Genomic DNA, 18,942 nt, shown 5'->3' with positions numbered 1-18,942 from the left:
TTTTAAAATGGCTAATTCCTTGGCACGCATTGTGATTACTCACTTAATTAGTAATCAAATAACCAAGACTCAAGGAGAGCCACATGACAGACATCGTAGTATTTGGAGAAGATTTTGGTGGGTTACCCTCTTCCACTCAGCATATTGTCAAGCGACTAGCAGCGAACCATCGCATCCTTTGGGTTAACTCCATTGGCCTTCGTCAACCTAAGCTGGATTCTAAAGACATACAGCGTGCGTTAAACAAACTCACTCGTGTATTTCATAACGTAGGCTCACACAAGCCAACATTGGACTCTGAAACAAGCCCAAACATTCACATCATCAACTTGCTCACCATTCCTGCCCCTAGCTCTGCATTAGCAAGAAAAGTGGCCGCTAAGATGATGAAACACCAACTCAATAAACAATTACAAGCTCTTGGTTTTGATAAGCCTGTATTTTGGACGTCGCTCCCGACTGCTGCCGATCTTTGTGCAGAAATGAACCCACGTGGACTGATTTACTATTGTGGCGATGACTTTAGCGCTTTAGCTGGTGTTGACCACGACACGGTGGCCAAGCACGAACGTACTCTTGTTAATGCGGCCAGCGTTATCTTTACGGCAAGCGAAACACTCTCCACCAAATTTCCATCTGGTAAAACCGTCACTTTGCCTCACGGTGTCGACGTTAGTCTGTTTTCTGAGCCAGCACCTAAGGCTGAAGATTTTCCTAATAATGGTCGCAAAGTGCTGGGCTTTTATGGCAGTTTGTCTGAATGGTTAGACTACGACTTAATTGCCCAAGTCGCAGACCAAGCGCCTGACTGGGATCTCGTGTTCATCGGCCCTAACGAGTTCAGTGATAATCCACTTCCACAAAGATGCAACGTATACTACCTGGGCCCGAGAGCGCATCACACTCTGCCACGTTACTCCCAACACTGGGATGCCAGTTGGTTGCCCTTTGTTGATAACGCTCAAATCAAGGCATGTAATCCGCTTAAACTTCTTGAGTACTTGGCAACAGGAACCCCTGTTATCAGCACACCGTTTCCTGCATTAATGCCCTACAAACATATGCTTCATGTGGTTCAAGATGTCGAAGACGTGCGTGCCAGTCTCGATCACCTCCTACCGCCACCGACAGATTCAAAGTCATTTGTTCAACAGCAAAGCTGGGAAGCAAGAGCCAACCAAGTTGATAAATTAGTGAGGGCGCTATGAACGATTTAAGAGAAAACCTCAGCGTACTGTTACATGGAGCTTGGAGACGTCGCTACATGATCGTTATTCCTATGCTTGTATTGCCTGTGCTGGGTTTCATCGTAAGTAAACTGGTTCCGACGACTTATGTTGCTCATACCAGCATGCTTATTCAAGAGACAGCGAAAATGAACCCGTTCCTTCAAGACCTTGCCGTCTCAACAATGCTTAAAGACCGATTGAGCGCACTCAGTACTCTGCTAAAAAGCCGACACGTTTTGTATTCTGTCGCAAAAGAACAATCGCTGATCAATGACGAGATGAGTGCAAAAGAGCAAGAGTTCATCATAAAAGATCTTGCGTCGCGCCTGTCTGTTCAGCCACTCGGTAAAGACTTCATTCAAATTCAATTGCAAAGTGGTAAATCAGAAGGAATGGAGTCGATGCTGCTGTCTGTCAGAGAGCATTTTGTCGAACAGCTTTTGGCTCCTGAGCGTTCTTCGATTAAAGATTCGAGCCATTTTTTGACTATCCATATCAACAAACGCAGGGAAGAACTAGACAAGGCTGAACAAGCCTTTGCAGAATATAAAAATACTTACTCAGACGCGACGCCCGAAATGCAAGCTCAAAGCCTTACTCGCCTTGCTAGCCTCAAACAAACGCTAGCCGAAAAGGAGGCGGAGCTTGCTGGTGTTTCACGAAGTCTAGGCAGTTTGGATCAACAACTATCCAAAACGAACCCGGTTATCGGTAAACTGGAAGAGCAAATCATCGACATTCGTAGTGAACTTACCCTGCTTCGCGCTAAATACACAGAGGCGCATAGTTTAGTGCAAGGTAAGTTGCGAGAATTAAACCGGTTGGAGCAGGAACGCTCGGTACTCTTGAACTCTAAACAACCAGAACTAAACAGTGCTCAACTATGGGATATCGCGAGCAATACCACAGTAAACAGTCTTGGCGAAGCACAGCCTCTACTTGTCTCCCAACTACATCAATTACAAATGATGCGTGGACGTTTTGAAGCACTTACGGAAGAAACCAACAGCTTGCGAGACATGATCCAAGAATTAGAGCGAAATGCGCACCAATTTGGGAGCACAGCAACAGAAATCAACCGCTTAGCTCGTGACGTCGCAGTGAAGAGAGAAATGTATGATGAACTCGTCGAACGCTATGAGATGGCCCAACTAACGGGTTCTTTGGGAGAGTTTGAAGAGAATAAGCGCGTAAAAATCATTGATGAACCGTTCACGCCAACGATTCCAACTAACTTACCTAGTTTTGTGTTTGTCATTTTAGGATTTATTGGTGGCGCTGGTTTAGGCATTGGATTAGCGACGATACTTGAGTTAGCCGATAACTCTATCCGCTCTAAAAGAGCATTAGAAAAACACCTTGGTGTTCCTGTCATCACCACTTTACCTAACGTAGTGTACGGAAACTAACCGCCATAAGAACTCATTTACAAGCACTCGGTCGGCGAGTGCTTTTCTTTTACTACTGCCTTATACAGCCTCATAGCATGTCCACTAATATGAATCTCAAATTGAGAATAAACATAGAACTTCACACGAGCTGAAATTAACCTATTGTTTTTAAGTGTTTAATTTCTTGGCACGCTGTCTGCAATTCCTAAATAAACAAAGAACTCAACGAGGGTTTGAAAATGGAATTCAGACAAAAACACAATAACACTAAGCACAGCAAAAAAGTGATATTACACGTCGTGCAACACTTAGCTCCTGGCGGTTTAGAAACGCTCGTGCTAGAAATGCTTCGTTTTGCGCCGCCAAACCATTCCGTTTTTGTCGTGAGCTTAGAAGGAAGCAAAGAACATGCACTACAAGGCTGGCAAAAACTGTTGCCCTACCAAGGCCAACTACACTTTCTTAATAAAAGACCTGGATTCAGCGGGAAGACCATCGCTACGCTGAGTTCAATGATAAAAAGAATGCGACCAGACGTGGTCCACACCCATCATATCGGCCCACTTCTGTATGGTGGTATTGCTGCACGTTTAGCGCACGTACCTGTAGTGATTCATACCGAGCACGACGCATGGCACCTTAATAACAAAAAATCAGCTCGACTACAGTCCCTTTTGCTAACGATGATTCGACCGCAAGTAGTTGCCGATGCTAACTTTGTCGCCCATCAAATACAGACTAAGTTAAAGTATCGCAAAATTTGTACTATCCATAACGGGATTGACTGTCAGAAGTTTAAAAGCGGTGACCAAACGGCAACAAGACACTTGTTTGAACTTCCAACCGACAAAATCGTGATTGGCGTTGCCGGGCGTCTAGAAGCAGTTAAAGGCCATAAAGTGCTTATCGAAGCATTCTCTCATCTTACGCCAAACACACACCTAGCCATTGCTGGAGATGGTTCTCAGCGAGCTCAATTGGAAGCACAAGTTAGAACGTTAAAACTTGAAGATCGAGTAACCTTTTTAGGCTTGGTCGACGATATGCCCAGCTTTTACCAAAGCCTAGACTTGTTTTGCTTACCATCACTTCAAGAGGGATTTCCTCTCTCAACCCTCGAGGCTCAAGCATGTGACATTCCTTGCGTCGCGACGGATGTTGGCGGCGTGAAAGAGACGCTCTGTCCGAACAACAGCACACTGGTTGAAGCAAATCGCGTGTTTTCGTTGGCCGAAGCGTTATCACAGCAACTGGAATCATCACACCATTCTCCTCGAACTTTTATTCTCAAACACTTTGATATCAGAGACATGGTGAGTCGCTACTCACGTTTGGCCAAGGAGGCTAGCTATGAATGATTTACTTTGGATTATAGGGTTTGGTTTATCCGCGTTTTTGATTGTCTATCATCACGTTGGGTACCCACTGCTCCTTAAGTGGCTTCCTTTAAAACAGCAAGACGAAACCAAAGCACCATTTGTAGAGCGAGCTTACAAAGCCTCCAAAACAGACAGCCAGCTACCCTCTATTACTGTCATCGTGCCCGCCTACAATGAAGAACAATGGATAGCAGAGAAGATCCGTAACCTTGCGAGCCTAGACTACCCGAGGGATAAATTAAGAGTAGTGATCGCATGTGATGGCTGCACAGATAACACAGCCGAGATTGCTCAAGCGACAATTCAAGAAGCAATCTGCTCTGATACTCTGTTCATTATTAATGATCACCAAGTCAATCGCGGTAAAGTTGCCCTACTCAACGAAGAAATGCGTCATGTTAGCTCGGACATTACCGCACTGAGTGACACGTCGGCATTGATTTCTTGCGATTCTCTATTGCTAGCTAGTCAGCATTATCAAAATGAGAACGTTGGAGTGGTTAACGCAACATATCAAATAATGAGCACTGATAACCAAGGTGAAGCGGCGTATTGGCAATACCAGTCTCGAGTAAAGCACCAAGAATCTTTGTTAGGTTCAACGATTGGTTCCCACGGTGCGTTTTACACTTTCAGAACTCACTTATTTGAACCACTGGAAGTTAGCACCATTAATGACGACTTTATTCTCCCTATGAGAATCGTTTTGCGAGGCTATAGCGCTATTTACGAGCCAAACATGCTGGCTCTTGAACTAGAACAGAGCTCAGACAACGCAGATTTCAAGCGGCGCCTAAGAATTTCAGCGGGTAACATGCAGCAGCTCATGCAATTAAAGAAATTACTGCTACCTCGTTATCGTGGCACTGCCTTTGCATTTCTATCGGGAAAGGTTCTGCGCTTAGCAACACCCTATTTGATGATTGTTTGCTTTATTTGCTCACTACTACTGGCACACAATCCGCTGTTTCAAGTAATGCTGTCCGCACAAGTTGGTATTTATAGCATCGCGCTTATCACTTACTTGATGCCAGCACTTAACACAATTAAACCTTTTAAGCTGATTAGCTACATCGTCATTGGTCATCTCGCCAACTTTATCGGCGGTATGAAGTATTTACTCGGAATGGAAAATGGACGTTGGAAACGCGTCAACCAATAAGGAAAGCATCATGAAAAACTCACGCTACGATTCAAATGTATGCCACGCGAAAAGAACGTTTGATGTACTGGTTGCAATGCTTATTTTGGTCGTCACTGCACCACTATTCCCATTTATCGCGCTAGCGATCAAAACCACATCGAAAGGCCCTGTGATTTATCGCCAATTGCGAGTAGGACGCTGCACACCAGAAAAAATGGATCTTTTTCAAATCATGAAGTTTCGCACCATGTATATTGATGCAGAGCAACGCTCTGGCGCAGTATGGGCAACTGAAAATGATCCCCGCATCACGCCAGTAGGACGCTTTTTACGCAAAACGCGTTTAGATGAACTACCTCAACTGTTTAATGTGTTGAGAGGTGAAATGTCGATGATTGGGCCGCGCCCAGAACGCCCAGCTTTCTACCAGAAATTAGAAGATGAAATCCCCTATTTTGTAGAGCGCACATATGGCGTGTTACCGGGTATCACAGGCTTAGCTCAGGTTAACCAAGGCTATGATGCATGCATTGAAGATGTAAGACGCAAAGTTGGGTTTGACCACAGTTACGCACTAAGCTTAGGTTCGTTTTACTCTTGGATTTCAATGGACCTTTCAATCATGAGCAAAACATTCGTTGTGATGATTGACGGACGAGGCCAATAACTTCCGGTTCTGGTAACGGTCACTCTTGCCACTGGCGGCGCATCTTTTCTATCGTCGCTGGTGGCACGTCATGAATGCTTTGATACGCTCCGTGACACACTTTAATTTCCACCTCGATGCGCTTCTTCATGCAGTAGTCCATGTAACGCTTCATCTCCCAATGTCGAACAAACGTATTGCTCACAATCACGACTCTCCCTTTGTTCAACCACTTTCTAGTTTGCTGAAAACACCACTCATGCGCTTGAGGTAATTGAACCGGTTCAAAGTGATAATCACCTTCATCATTTTCAAAATACATGTCAGCTTCAAAATGCTTAGCACCAAGCTCTATTGCCAGTTGTTTTGCTAAGGTTGTTTTACCTGAACCCGGAAGTCCACGAATAAGAATGAGTTTAGCCAGTGACATAATGCAGTTTAATGAGGTGGAAATAAGCCTAAACTGTAACGAAATTATTGGAAAAGAAAAGTAGAAATAAAAAATGCCGAGCACATTAGGCTCGGCATTTAAACTCAATCATGGATCGCGTTGTATTTATTTGTAAGCTGGCAGTTCAGTTCTTAACCCTTTCACCAAACTGACACACATCAACAGCAGAACAAAAGTAAACGGTAATCCTGTTGCAACAACGCCTGATTGCAATGCTTGCAGGGCTTCTTTACCACCAACCCAAAGCATTACGGCTGCAATTGCACCTTCAATACACGCCCAGAAAATGCGTTGCGGTACTGGTGCATCAATCTTACCACCGGCGGTAATACTATCGATAACCAGCGAGCCAGAGTCTGACGATGTAATAAAGAATACCAGAATCAGCACGATAGAAAGCATTGAAATCACTGAGCTGTACGGAAGCGCATCGTAAACATGGAACAGAGTCAATGAAATATCAGTTAGGCCATTTGCACCTAGCTCACCAACTTTATTCACCACTTGGTCAAGCGCGATACCACCAAACACAGACATCCAAATCAAAGTAACAACTGTAGGAATAACGATGACTGCGAATAAGAATTCTCGAACCGTACGACCTTTAGACACACGCGCGATAAACATACCAACAAACGGTGACCAAGATACCCACCAAGCCCAGTAGAATACCGTCCAGCCGTGCATCCAAGTTTCATCTTCACGACCGTGAGGGTTACTCAATGGAATAATATTTTCAATGTAAGCCATTGTTGTGTCGCGTAGCGAGCTCCACGCCGTATCAAACGTGATGAAGGTAATGAAAATAAGCAGCGCAAACGCAACCACCATATTGACGTTACTCAGTAGCTTAACACCACCATCAATGCCACGAATCACTGATAACACCGCGATAAAGGTAACGAAGGTGATCACAATCATTTGTGTACCAATGCCGCCTTCTAGACCAAAGACATGGTTAATACCACTGGTCGCCTGCTGAGCACCTAGACCTAGCGACGTTGCAAGACCAAATAGCGTCGACAAAACGGCAAGGATATCAATAACGTGACCTAACCAACCCCATGCACGGTCACCAAAAATTGGATAGAACGCCGCGCGCAATGAAAGTGGTAAACCTTTGTTAAAGGCAAAAAACGCTAATGCTAGTGCAACGAGTGCGTAAATACTCCAACCATGTACACCCCAGTGGAACATAGTGGCACCCATCGCGAGGGATTTTGCTTCTTCGGTGTATGGTACTGCGTTAAGTGGCATTCCCCACCAATCAGTGAAATACGCGGTCGGCTCAGCCACACTCCAGAACAGAAGACCAATACCCATACCCGCGGCGAAAAGCATCGACAACCAAGAAACGGTTGAGTGATCCGGCGTTGCTTCTTTGCCTCCTAAGCGGATTTTACCTAGCGGAGAAAAAAGAAGAGCAACGGCGAACAATAAGAAGAAGTTTGTCGACCACATAAAGAACGCATCAAACTGTTCGATAATTCCGTTTTTTAGACCGTTTAATACGTCACGAGCAGTGGTTGGCTCAACAAGAAGAAGTGAAATCAGACAGAAAACAACTAGCCCCGCACTAATGCCAAAAACCGGGTTATGTATATCGAATCCCCACTTTTGAACGTTATCCTGTCCAACCTGATAATCGGTTGTATCAATACTATATTTTTTAAATGCATTATCCATAAATACAAATTTAACGTGAATTTGAAACGCCCCTCAGGTGAGAAGAACTCCAATACCGCCCTCCATTAATTTGAACTCTAAAGTTTTAAAGCGGGACGAATTTTAGCAGCAATCACATATTTTTGCAAAAAGTCGTGATTTATTGCATTTTAAGCTCAATTCGAGACAGATGAAGGGGAAATAATATCAACACAAAAATTATGAGGTCTAACGATTGATTTTGTCGTAGGTTGTAGACTAGAAAAGACACAAGAAAGACTTAAGTTCATAGCCAGTCACTGCGCAAATAGAGAAGACCTGCGCTGATTTGGTTTCACAATTAACGACGAAACCAAATCAGCAAACCTTTCATCCAGCGAGCATTATAAGAAATGGAAGGTGATGTTCCCTGTTACGCTGCTAACGGTATCGCTATCGCCTTCAATATCCACGCCAAACGCTTGATAACTCGCGCCCACAGACACATTGTCAAGCAAGAAGTATTCGGCACCAACACCATACATGTAAGAGACGCCATCATCTTTGTCTAAGTTTCTCAGTCCGCCGTCATAATCAACGTTGAATGCATTGATGCCGCCTTTTGCGTAAACGTGTAACGGGCCGAAGTCGATACTAGGTTTCGCCGCTAAATAGAATGAATCAAAATCAGCACTACCCCTGCTGCCACTCAAAGATAAATCCACTTTGCCGTGGTTAAAGTAGCCTGCTTCAATGCCAATGAATGGCAAAATACCAGTACCGACATGAATACCATAAGTTGTATCATTTTCGCTGTCGATATCGGACTGACCAATTTGGCCACCAGCGTAAATCCAAGAGTCAGCCATTGCTGACGTTGAGCACAACGTTAGAGCGAATAACGAGAGTGTTTTTTTCATACTATCCCTTCCTGATCGATTCCTAAGCGAAACATTACGCAAATATGCGCATTTAATCGCCACTATATATTGGAAAGCATAGGCATTTTAAGACTCTAAAAGTGAATAATTTATGTTCAACTTTTGTTTTGTGACTTCCAGACAAAAAAACACCGACATAAAGCCGGTGTGTTTCATATGGTGTTAGAAAGCTTGACGCTTATAGGAAATGTAGTGTTGCGTTAACAGAGAACGTGCTGATATCGTCTTTACCAGCAGTGTAGTTCATGTAGCTAGCACCAACAGACATTGGGCCAAAAATGAAGTACTCAGCACCCACACCGTACATTAGGTCCAAATCGTCATCGTCTTTGCCGCCTTTCACTTTTTTGTCCCACTGATGGAAACCACCTTTTGCGTACACGTGTAGCGGACCGAAGTCGATACTTGGCTTAAGTGCTGCGTAGTAAGAAGTTAGCTTAGTGTCTTGACCATTTACGTTGAACTCACCGTGCTGTGTTACACCAGCTTCAACACCAATGATAGGTAGAATGCCTGTACCAACGTGAACAGAGTATGATGTGTCCGTCTCACCTTTGTAGTCAGACTGACCTACTGTTGCACCACCGTAAATCCAAGAATCCGCCATTGCCGCAGAAGATGCGCCAAGTAGCGCCACTGCTAATAGAGTTTTTTTCATCATCTACCTTTACTCTTTATTATTCCCACGTCTGCATAACTCAGTCGTTGGTACTACAAATAAAGGGAGGCGAACTATTGCCTCCCAGAACTAAAAAATAATGCTTATTGAGTTACTAGCAATTAGTGTACCAGCAACTTCTTAAGCGATAATTACAAATCTGACACTATTTTACTGGTTGATTAGCAAGCATCAATCGCGTTTTTGACTCGTTTATCAGAAACAGGATAAGGAGTGCCTAATTGTTGAGCAAAGTAACTCACGCGAAGTTCTTCAATCATCCAACGCACTTCTTTTACATTTTCAGGAATAGCCACACCTTTCGGGATCTTGTTCAGCAACTCTTTATAGTCTTGAGTCACAGATTCAATCTTCAGCATATGTAAACGATCTTTGTTTGGATCGATAGGCAACTTCTCCATACGGCGCTCTATCGCGCGCATGTAGCGAAGAATATCCGGCAAGCGCTTCCAGCCACATTCCGTTGCAAAGCCTTTGAAGATCAAGCCTTCAATTTGTGCTTTGATATCGGACAGAGCAAACGCCATTGTGAAGTCGATCTTGCCTTTTAGCTTCTTATTGATGCTAAACGCCGTGGTCAGAATAGTCTCAACCTGTTGAGCAATCTCTACAACGGTGTCACCCAATTCAGCACGAACGTGTTCTTTCAACGCTTCGAACTTCTCTGGCTCCCAAACTAAACCACCCTGATCTTCAATAAGCTTATCGACACCACAGGCAATGCAGTCATCTATCAGATCAAGCACTTTGCCGTATGGATTAAAGTACAGACCCAGCTTCGATTTGTTCGGTAAGTTGGCGTGCAAATATTTAATTGGCGACGGTACGTTCAATAAAATTAGGCGACGCTGACCAGCACGCATTGCCGTTATCTGCTCGTACTCTGTTTCGTAGAGTTTGATTTCAACGCTGTCTTTGGTATCAACAAGCGCCGGATACGCTTTTACATCGTAGCCGCCACGTTTTTGTTGATACACTTTCGGCAATTCTCCAAAACTCCACGTATGCAGACCTTGCTGTTCGATATCGTCATCCGCAACTTTGGAAAGCGTTTCTTGAACTTTGTCTTTCAAACTTTCTTTCAGTTCATGAAGGTCTTTGTTTTCCTTCAGTTTACGATTTCGGTGATCAACCGCACGAAACGTGACTTTCAAGTGCTCAGGTACTTGTTCCAAGTTCCAGTCTTCACGCAGTACCTCTACGCCCGTCATGCGTCGCAACTCTTTCTCTAATGAATCTAGCAGCGGCGCTTCCATTGGCGTGACGCGTGCTAAGAATGCATCGGCATAGTTCGGCGCAGGTACAAAGTTCTTACGAATTGTCTTTGGCAACGATTTAATCAAGCTAACCACAAGCTCATGGCGCAAACCAGGGATTTGCCAATCAAAGCCCGCTGGTTCAACTTGGTTTAAAATCGGCAACGGCAAATGCACTGTGACACCGTCACTATCATCGCCTGGTTCAAATTGGTAACTCAATTTGAGCTTCAAACCATTTTGATGCCAGAAGTTCGGGTAATCCAAATCGGTCACATGGCTAGCATCACCCTTGAACAGCATCTCTTTTTCAAAGTTCAGCAGTTCCGGATTTTCTTTAGATGCCTTTTTCCACCACGTATCGAAATGCTTACCAGACACCACTTCGGTGCCAACGCGTTGGTCATAGAAATTAAACAGCTCATCATCATCCACTAAGATGTCTCGACGACGAGATTTATGCTCAAGCTCTTCCACTTCTTGCAGAAGCTTACGGTTTTGCTTAAAGAACGCGTGTTTGGTTTCCCATTCACCCTCAACCAATGCACTACGAATGAAGATTTCGCGACTTACGGTCGAATCGATACTGCCGTAGTTGACCAAGCGTTTCGGTACGATTGGTACGCCGTAAAGCATCACTTTTTCGTGCGCCATCACCGCAGCGCGTTTCTTCGACCAATGTGGTTCGCTGTAACTGCGTTTAATAAGGTGTTTAGCTAACGGCTCAATCCATTCTGGCTGAATCTTTGCGATGATACGACCCCAAAGTTTTGAGGTTTCCACCAACTCAGCAGACATGATCCACTTAGGCTGTTTCTTGAATAGACCTGATGCAGGGAAGATATGGAAACGAGCATTACGCGCGCCTTGATATTCATTCTTTTCTTGGTCTTTCATGCCGATGTGCGACAGCAAACCAACCAAAATGGCACTGTGTACGCCATGGTAAGAAGCGGGCTCATCGTTAAGCTTGAATTCCATCTCACGCATCGACTGATGAATTTGGAAGTACACATCTTGCCACTCGCGAACGCGCAAGTAGTTCAAATAGTCTTGCTTACACTGTTTGCGGAACTGATTGCTAGACAAGGCTTTTTGCTGCTTTTGGATGTATTCCCACAAATTCACAAATGTCAGGAAGTCCGACTCTTCATGGAAGAAGCGACGATGTTTATCGTCTGACGATTGTTGTTTGTCTGAAGGACGTTCGCGTGGATCTTGAATCGACAAGGCAGCTGCGATGATCATCACTTCTTTAAGCGCACCATATTTTGGCGCTTCCAATACCATACGCGCCAAGCGCGGATCGATTGGCAAACGCGCTAATTGGCGACCAATGGAAGTCAGGCGTTTTTTCGGGTCTTTTACCTCAGAGTTAATCGCACCAAGCTCTTCCAGCAAACGCACGCCGTCTTGGATGTTACGTTTATCCGGTGCTTCCACAAACGGAAACGCTTGAATATCACCCAAACCAAGTGCCGTCATTTGCAAGATAACCGACGCTAGATTGGTACGTAGGATTTCAGGATCAGTAAACTCTGGGCGTGACTCAAAATCTTCCTCTGAGTACAGACGAATACAGATACCCTCTTCCACACGACCACAACGACCTTTACGCTGGTTCGCACTCGCCTGAGAAACTGGCTCGATTGGAAGACGCTGAACCTTAGTACGGTAACTGTATCGACTGATACGCGCCGTACCCGGGTCGATAACGTACTTAATGCCCGGAACAGTTAGCGAGGTTTCTGCCACGTTGGTTGCCAGTACAATTCGGCGACCAGTGTGAGGTTGGAAAATCTTATTCTGCTCACCTGCCGACAAACGCGCGTAAAGCGGCACAATTTCCGTGCTCTTCAGATTACGTTTGGACAATGCATCTGCGGTATCACGGATTTCACGTTCACCGTTCATGAAAATCAGGATGTCACCTAAACCTTCATCGCACAGTTCATCTACCGCTTCGAAGATGCCTTCAAGCTGGTCACGATCATTGTCGTCATCACCGCTTAGTGGGCGGTAACGTGTTTCTACTGGGTAAGTACGACCCGATACTTCTATGATTGGTGCATTGTTGAAGTGTTTTGAGAAGCGTTCTGGGTCGATGGTTGCCGACGTGATGATCACTTTCAAATCAGGACGACGTGGCAGCAACTCTTTCAAGTAACCCAAGATGAAATCGATGTTGAGGCTGCGCTCGTGCGCTTCATCGATAATGATGGTGTCGTATTGATTCAAGAAACGGTCATGCTGAATTTCAGCCAACAAGATACCGTCCGTCATCAATTTGATTTGGGTATTTTCAGAGATCTGATCGTTGAATCGAACCTTGTAACCAACAAACTCACCAAGCTTGGTTTCCATCTCTTCGGCAATACGGTTAGCAACCGAACGCGCTGCAAGACGACGAGGCTGAGTATGACCAATCAGACCAAATTTACCGCGACCAAGCTCAGCACAGATTTTTGGTAGCTGAGTGGTTTTACCAGAACCGGTTTCACCCGCGACGATAACCACTTGGTTTTCTTCGATCGCTTTCGCAATATCGTCGCGTTTTTGGCTTACAGGCAGGATTTCTGGGTATTCAATCGTTGGTTTGTAGTTGCTGCGCTGCTCTGCAACCATCATGGATTTTGCGATGTCTAATGCGATTTCGTCGAACACAGCATTACGCGCTGCGTCCTTCTTAATTTTGCTTGCACCAGAAATACGTTTACTCAAGCGGAAACGGTCGCGCATCATGCACTGATTCAGCGCTTTACGCAGAGATGCCGCGCTATTCACTTGAGCCTGAGGTGTTTGAGCTTGTTTCGCTGTCGCTTTTTGCGCACCATTTGACGGTGTCGCTTGCTCTTCAGCTAGATTCTTTTTTGGGGGCTGTGACGAAGTCAAAGCGTTTCCTATTCTTTTCATTACAAAAACTGCGCGGATTGTATCACACAAGATCTGTAACAAGATAACCGAAAGCTCATTCAATTTTTTCGAACATGTTCAGCGAATCGCTAGGCTTTTGAACTCACTTACGTTGCTTATAATGGCTCCCATAGTCGAAAGCACTTATTTAAGGAATAACCATTATGTCTCGTGTACTAGCTCTAAAATCAAGCATCCTTGGCGATTACTCTCAATCAAACAAATTGGTTGAAGACTTCATCAAAAATGTAGACCAAGACAAGCTTACTGTTCGTGATTTGGCTGCAAACCCGCTACCTGTTTTGGACTTCGCCGTTGCGACTGCACTGCGCGCTACGGAAGATCTTTCACAAGAACAGCAAGCGGTGGTCGACTTGTCTGACACCCTTATTGAAGAAGTAAAGGCCGCAGACACTTTGGTTATTGCCGCTCCAATGTACAACTTTACCATCCCGACTCAGCTTAAAAACTGGATTGATTTGATTGCTCGTGCAGGCGTGACATTCAAATACACAGAAAACGGCGTTCAAGGTTTGATTGAAGGTAAAAAGGCGATTGTAATAACGACTCGTGGTGGTATTCATAAAGATTCACCAACTGACAACGTTACGCCATACCTACGCACTGTGCTGGGTTTTGTAGGAATCACTGATGTGGAATTTGTTTACGCAGAAGCGCTAAACATGGGTGAAGATGCGGCTGCAAAAGGCATTTCAGAAGCGCAAAGCCAACTTGCAACAATGGCGTAAGTTAGAATAAACCAGAATACAAAAGGGATTGGTTCGCGCCAATCCCTTTTTGGATCCTGATGCCTTGATCGTATTTATAGGGTCTCTAACATCGTCAAAAACGATTCACTTTCTCCAAGTTGCGTATTGCATCGAGGTAGACTTTTTCTAAAGACCGCTCAGCTTCGCTTATCATATTCTCGATCATCGCATTAAACGCGACATCGCTACGGATTTCTATATTGTCTCCCGCCTTAACGTCAAGAGAGTTGACGTACAACACCAACCATTCATCGCCCTCCAAGTGCCCTTCTCCGTGAATGGCAAAAAAGCGTTTGGCAAATTCAGCGTTGGTACAATTTATCGCTTCAATTTGAAGATTGAATGAGGAGTCGATACTCATGGTGCTTATGCCATCCGATTCATCAGATGCATCACAAACAGCCTTAACTCTGGCACGATATACGAAATTTCTCGTTGAAAGCAGCATAGTATTATTCATCATTACTCATAATGGGCGATAAATAAGTCAGTTGCAAATCCGACCTATATGCATCTCGCGATGCGCTAAAACTCGAACTGGAAATAAATAGTATTGTAGTTGCTCCCACCTTTAATTCGCCCAAACTGGGAAGCGCTTTCAAAAATCGCCGAGCGGTGATGCAATGAATAGCCCACCCACATATTGTTCCAGCTCTTTTGGTTGAAGAGATCGCCTACATTGACATCAAACGAGAAATCTAGGTAGTTGAGCAACTTGCTTGGTGTATAACCCTTGTCTTCCATTTCTGTGCCTTCAATATAGGTAATGCTATCAATGTATGACACACCTTCCGTTACACCAAATCGCCAAGTCGTAGGCCAATTAACCGTATAATAAGCCTTAATCGCCATGACGTATTCTGTGCTCGCAGACTGAACACTGGACGACCAGTGATGAACCAACCCTGGCGTTAAATAAATATCAAGAGGAAAACCAAACAGCTCGTCCGTTAATGGATGCCCATAAAACAATGAAGTAAGTTGATTGTCGTATGGGTCTTTTTCTCTCTCAAAGCTAAATATTTCACCGATGTTCGAAGGCGTCGCCCAACCATGCGCAATACGTAGATATGCTTTATTGCTCAGTGTTGGTTTCGGAGCTTTGCTTTTATCGTTGAAAAAGCCAAAACCAACAAACACTTCTCCCTGATACCGATCTTCTACAAGCTGACTGTTGTAGGCGTTATCATCTAAGCGAGTAACACTCGTCTCACCCAATAAATACAAATTTGAAGTTACATGGTAACGCGCTTTAATACCAAGATTGGTGTCAAGTCCAGATCCAATTCTCTCGCCAGTAATATCCTTAAAGGAATAATATTCACTGTTGAAATCAGCGTCTTTGTATCGAATCGTAATCGATGGCTCTAATTCCCAATCCCCAAATACATAATTGGCAGCAAGGCGGTAATTAGAGTGAAACTGGAGTTCGTCGTCCGTCATCAACTCTACTTCTGCGCGCCAAGTGTCGTTAATGCTATAACGCACTTGCCCACCGAAATCGACTCTGTCCCCTTCATTAGCATTTTGTAGCGACATGGGAATATCGACAAATCTCAATCGCATGAGTGCGCTCGCGCGCCAGTCGGAATCACTCTCGTTATACAAAAAAGCGCCACCTTCAATGCCATTGATATACACATGTTCGTTTTCAAAGAACATCATTGGTACAAATGTACTCACCGTAGAGTCATTATCGGCGGTGTAAAACGGAATCGATGCTGTGCGATACATCGCAGCAATCCCCCACGTTTGTTCGTCTGCACCATGCGCAGAAGAAACTGCCGCAGCTAAAGGTAAAGCGAGTGTTGTTAGAATTAATCTCTTCATGAGTTCGAAAAATGTTGGTTGAGAAGCAGGCAAACATCAATGATTTGCCATTAAAAGCTTATGTTCTGCTGATGATAGCCGTTACAATGGCAAATGTTGTCATCCTCGTGACAGTTTGAGTCCCATGATCATATTAATATTGCATGACTAGGTGAGCTTGTTTGCGAATATTTTACCATTACAACAAGCGCTTAAACTCTAGCTTAGTTCTAAATCAAACATAATGAAGTAAAAAGTGAAAGCATCAGAACTCATCTCTACCTTGAATCATTTACCCGCAGACACAGACCCAGACATTGTGATGGGAGAAGCATGGCTGCCAGAGAGGTTGATAGGGACTCAACTCGATGGTGACATGTTGTTTTTGCACTTTGATAATGCACCAGAAGATGGTCAAGGTGACGAAGAAGGGCGTGGCTTCGTCGAACACGAAATCGACTTAATTAGAACTCGGCTTCAGCAAATTTTGGATGAAGACAGTGATAACGCGTCAAAAGCCGATGCGATGCTTGGTTTGTTCCTTATGGGACATGAACTTAGTAGCTCGCAAGTTATCGAAATATTAGAAGAAGAAGCTGACACATAAGGAGCCGTTTTGCCAGCATTGATGAACACGACTGAAATTTCTTCACTTCCTCTTGTCGTTGCAGGTCCGATCCTACGTAAAGTGACCGCAACTGAAATCAATATTTGGCTAGTCACCACCCAACGCTTGGAGGGTATGGTGCAAATTACGGATGAAAATGCCTCCATCCTTTATCAAGCCCCTTTAAGTGAACAAAAAGAACAGCTTCAAATCGGCCTCAATGCGTGGTGTTGCTTACTTAAATTAGAAGGCGAGTTTCCAACCCATCAAGCGTTACGCTATCAAATAAAAACGCAATATGGATTAGTGACGGAACTGCTCCCTCACCTGACTTATGAGCAAGATAATACGCCAAACTTGGGTATTGAGTTCCTCGTTAGTGAAAAAGCGGATTATCTCCTACATGGCTCTTGCCGTAATCCCCATCACTTCAGTGATGATACATTGGTCGCTGCGGATCATAAAATCGAGTCTCAATCCATTGAAGAAAGACCGGATATGCTCATCATGAGTGGTGATCAAATCTATGCAGACCATGTTGCAGGCCCCACTCTCGATGCCATTGAGCAAGTCATAGCTTTATTGGGTTTGCCAGGCGAAGAATTCGATCAAGCTCCGATAAAAAATACCAATGAGCTCTACCAACACCCTGCTTGCTATTATGGTCGAGATAAATTGTTGCCTCATTATGTGAGTGATGACAGTTTACTAAGTAAGTTTTTTCCACACCGAGGGACACCAATATTCAGCGCCAAAGAGTGTGAGAATCACCTAATAAGCTTTGCTGAGTGCTTTGCAATGTACTTATTGGTTTGGTCTCCGACCTTGTGGAAGCTTGTTCGAACGGATCGTTTATTAGAAAACGAATTTACTGTCGGCGGAGAAGTTCTTGAACCCAAATGGCAGCAGCAATGGCGCGAAGAAAAAAAACAAATTGATAAATTCGTCGCAGGTCTGGAAAAGGTTCAACGCTTACTCGCTCACATTCCAACCTATATGATTTTTGATGATCACGATGTCACCGACGATTGGAATCTCACCATAGGCTGGGAACAAGCCGCATACAGCAACACGTTTGCAAAACGCATTATCGGTAATAGCTTGATAGCTTACTGGCTTTGCCAAGGTTGGGGAAATGCGCCAGAAAAATTCAATGATGAATTTATGAGCCTCGCTCAACGCTTTATCGATGAGCGAACCTCGCAAACCCAAGATGCATTTATTCAATATTTGTATCGCTTTGAGAATTGGCACTACACCATTCCTACGACACCAAAAGTTGTCGTGCTAGATACACGAACCAGACGCTGGCGTTCTGAGTCTAAAATGAACAAACCTTCTGGCTTAATGGACTGGGAAGCGATGATTGAGTTCCACCAAGAACTCGTGCACCAAGAAAAAGTTGTTATTGTTTCTGCCGCGCCAATGTTTGGTGTGAAATTTATCGAAGCACTACAACGTGTGGTGACCATGCTTGGTAAACCATTGATGGTTGATGCTGAAAACTGGATGGCTCACCCCGGAAGTGCGAATACTCTTATTAGTATTTTCACACACACAAAGACACCAACTAACTTTGTTATTCTCTCTGGCGACGTACACTACTCTTTTGCATACGATATTAAGCTCCGCTATCGAAAAAACAGTCCGAATATCTATCAAATCACCTGTAGTGGAATTAAAAATCAGTTCCCTACACAACTGCTCAATATTTGTGATGGCCTAGATAGACTGCTATACAGCCCTCGCTCACCTTTAAACTGGTTCACAAAACGTAAACGACTCAAGATTTACAAACGCGCACCAAGTACGCACAACTTTTATCGCTTGGTTAACCATAGTGCCATTGGTGAGCTACGTCTTGATGATGAAGGCAAACCAAGTCAAATTAGTATTCTGACGAGTGATGGTGACGAAGTTCATTTTCCACCGACACGTGCTGAAAGCTGAGTATCAATCCCAAAATGACTTGCCCTTTGTAAGAGGCAAGTCACCTTGAACTAACTCAGGAGTTTAGTTTTTTTGGGGAGAAAGTGGCCGTTCTTAAATGTCAACGGCGTGCTAAATTTGGTATCGCACCTTG

15 protein-coding genes are annotated in these 18,942 nt (G+C 44.3%); 8 read left to right on the top strand and 7 right to left on the bottom strand.

Annotated elements, in window-relative coordinates; genetic code table 11:
* The first annotated feature begins 83 nt into the window (after window positions 1-83).
* The 5 genes from R7F64_RS05805 (at window position 84) to R7F64_RS05785 (ending at window position 5,810) form a co-directional block, all read left to right on the top strand.
* On the top strand, window positions 84-1,208 hold the full coding sequence (locus R7F64_RS05805; RefSeq protein ID WP_318071527.1) for a glycosyltransferase: 1,125 nt from the start codon (window positions 84-86) through the stop codon (window positions 1,206-1,208).
* Entirely contained in the window at window positions 1,205-2,638 is a 1,434-nt protein-coding gene (locus R7F64_RS05800; protein ID WP_005377649.1) for a GumC family protein, read from the top strand. Before R7F64_RS05805 ends, R7F64_RS05800 begins: the two co-directional genes overlap by 4 nt.
* A gap of 221 nt (window positions 2,639-2,859) precedes the next feature.
* The gene (locus R7F64_RS05795; RefSeq protein ID WP_318071526.1) at window positions 2,860-3,978 is read left to right on the top strand and encodes a glycosyltransferase; all 1,119 of its coding nucleotides are present in this window, start codon (window positions 2,860-2,862) and stop codon (window positions 3,976-3,978) included.
* On the top strand, window positions 3,971-5,161 hold the full coding sequence (locus R7F64_RS05790; protein ID WP_042522924.1) for a glycosyltransferase family 2 protein: 1,191 nt from the start codon (window positions 3,971-3,973) through the stop codon (window positions 5,159-5,161). Before R7F64_RS05795 ends, R7F64_RS05790 begins: the two co-directional genes overlap by 8 nt.
* 10 nt (window positions 5,162-5,171) lie before the next feature.
* Window positions 5,172-5,810 carry a sugar transferase gene (locus tag R7F64_RS05785; RefSeq protein ID WP_005377654.1) on the top strand — a complete coding sequence of 213 codons (639 nt, stop codon included), beginning with the start codon at window positions 5,172-5,174 and terminating at the stop codon, window positions 5,808-5,810.
* A 19-nt stretch (window positions 5,811-5,829) separates the two neighbouring features.
* Here R7F64_RS05785 and R7F64_RS05780 read toward each other — a convergent pair whose 3' ends face one another.
* From R7F64_RS05780 to hrpA, 5 genes are all read right to left on the bottom strand, one after another.
* Entirely contained in the window at window positions 5,830-6,219 is a 390-nt protein-coding gene (locus tag R7F64_RS05780) for an ATP-binding protein (protein ID WP_005377656.1), read from the bottom strand.
* Between the two features lie 126 nt (window positions 6,220-6,345).
* The gene (locus R7F64_RS05775) at window positions 6,346-7,926 is read right to left on the bottom strand and encodes a BCCT family transporter (RefSeq protein WP_005377659.1); all 1,581 of its coding nucleotides are present in this window, start codon (window positions 7,924-7,926) and stop codon (window positions 6,346-6,348) included.
* A 362-nt stretch (window positions 7,927-8,288) separates the two neighbouring features.
* The gene (locus tag R7F64_RS05770; RefSeq protein WP_005377661.1) at window positions 8,289-8,804 is read right to left on the bottom strand and encodes an outer membrane beta-barrel protein; all 516 of its coding nucleotides are present in this window, start codon (window positions 8,802-8,804) and stop codon (window positions 8,289-8,291) included.
* Between the two features lie 199 nt (window positions 8,805-9,003).
* The gene (locus R7F64_RS05765) at window positions 9,004-9,483 is read right to left on the bottom strand and encodes an outer membrane beta-barrel protein (RefSeq protein WP_021033871.1); all 480 of its coding nucleotides are present in this window, start codon (window positions 9,481-9,483) and stop codon (window positions 9,004-9,006) included.
* 182 nt (window positions 9,484-9,665) lie between these two features.
* Window positions 9,666-13,652 carry an ATP-dependent RNA helicase HrpA gene (hrpA, locus tag R7F64_RS05760; protein ID WP_318071525.1) on the bottom strand — a complete coding sequence of 1,329 codons (3,987 nt, stop codon included), beginning with the start codon at window positions 13,650-13,652 and terminating at the stop codon, window positions 9,666-9,668.
* A gap of 185 nt (window positions 13,653-13,837) precedes the next feature.
* Here hrpA and R7F64_RS05755 point away from each other — a divergent pair, with 185 nt between their 5' ends.
* Window positions 13,838-14,422: an FMN-dependent NADH-azoreductase gene (locus tag R7F64_RS05755; RefSeq protein WP_025766683.1), complete on the top strand. Its 585-nt coding sequence runs from the start codon at window positions 13,838-13,840 to the stop codon at window positions 14,420-14,422.
* Between the two features lie 94 nt (window positions 14,423-14,516).
* On the opposite strand, the gene R7F64_RS05750 is transcribed toward R7F64_RS05755, so the two are convergent.
* Window positions 14,517-14,804: a hypothetical protein gene (locus tag R7F64_RS05750; RefSeq protein WP_005389458.1), complete on the bottom strand. Its 288-nt coding sequence runs from the start codon at window positions 14,802-14,804 to the stop codon at window positions 14,517-14,519.
* A 164-nt stretch (window positions 14,805-14,968) separates the two neighbouring features.
* Window positions 14,969-16,273, bottom strand: coding sequence for a MipA/OmpV family protein (locus R7F64_RS05745; RefSeq protein ID WP_318071524.1), 1,305 nt, complete (start codon window positions 16,271-16,273; stop codon window positions 14,969-14,971).
* 235 nt (window positions 16,274-16,508) lie between these two features.
* On the opposite strand from R7F64_RS05745, the gene R7F64_RS05740 reads away from it, so the two are divergent.
* Together R7F64_RS05740 and R7F64_RS05735 are read left to right on the top strand one after the other, a co-directional pair.
* The gene (locus tag R7F64_RS05740; protein WP_005377676.1) at window positions 16,509-16,859 is read left to right on the top strand and encodes a hypothetical protein; all 351 of its coding nucleotides are present in this window, start codon (window positions 16,509-16,511) and stop codon (window positions 16,857-16,859) included.
* A gap of 9 nt (window positions 16,860-16,868) precedes the next feature.
* Window positions 16,869-18,809 carry an alkaline phosphatase D family protein gene (locus tag R7F64_RS05735; RefSeq protein ID WP_318071523.1) on the top strand — a complete coding sequence of 647 codons (1,941 nt, stop codon included), beginning with the start codon at window positions 16,869-16,871 and terminating at the stop codon, window positions 18,807-18,809.
* The last annotated feature ends 133 nt before the right edge of the window (window positions 18,810-18,942 follow it).

The sequence above is a fragment of the Vibrio sp. Vb1980 genome (assembly GCF_033338615.1).
Lineage (GTDB): Bacteria > Pseudomonadota > Gammaproteobacteria > Enterobacterales > Vibrionaceae > Vibrio > Vibrio alginolyticus.
The sequence above is the reverse complement of the archived record's forward strand: the minus strand, read 5'-3'. Positions and strand labels throughout refer to the sequence as shown.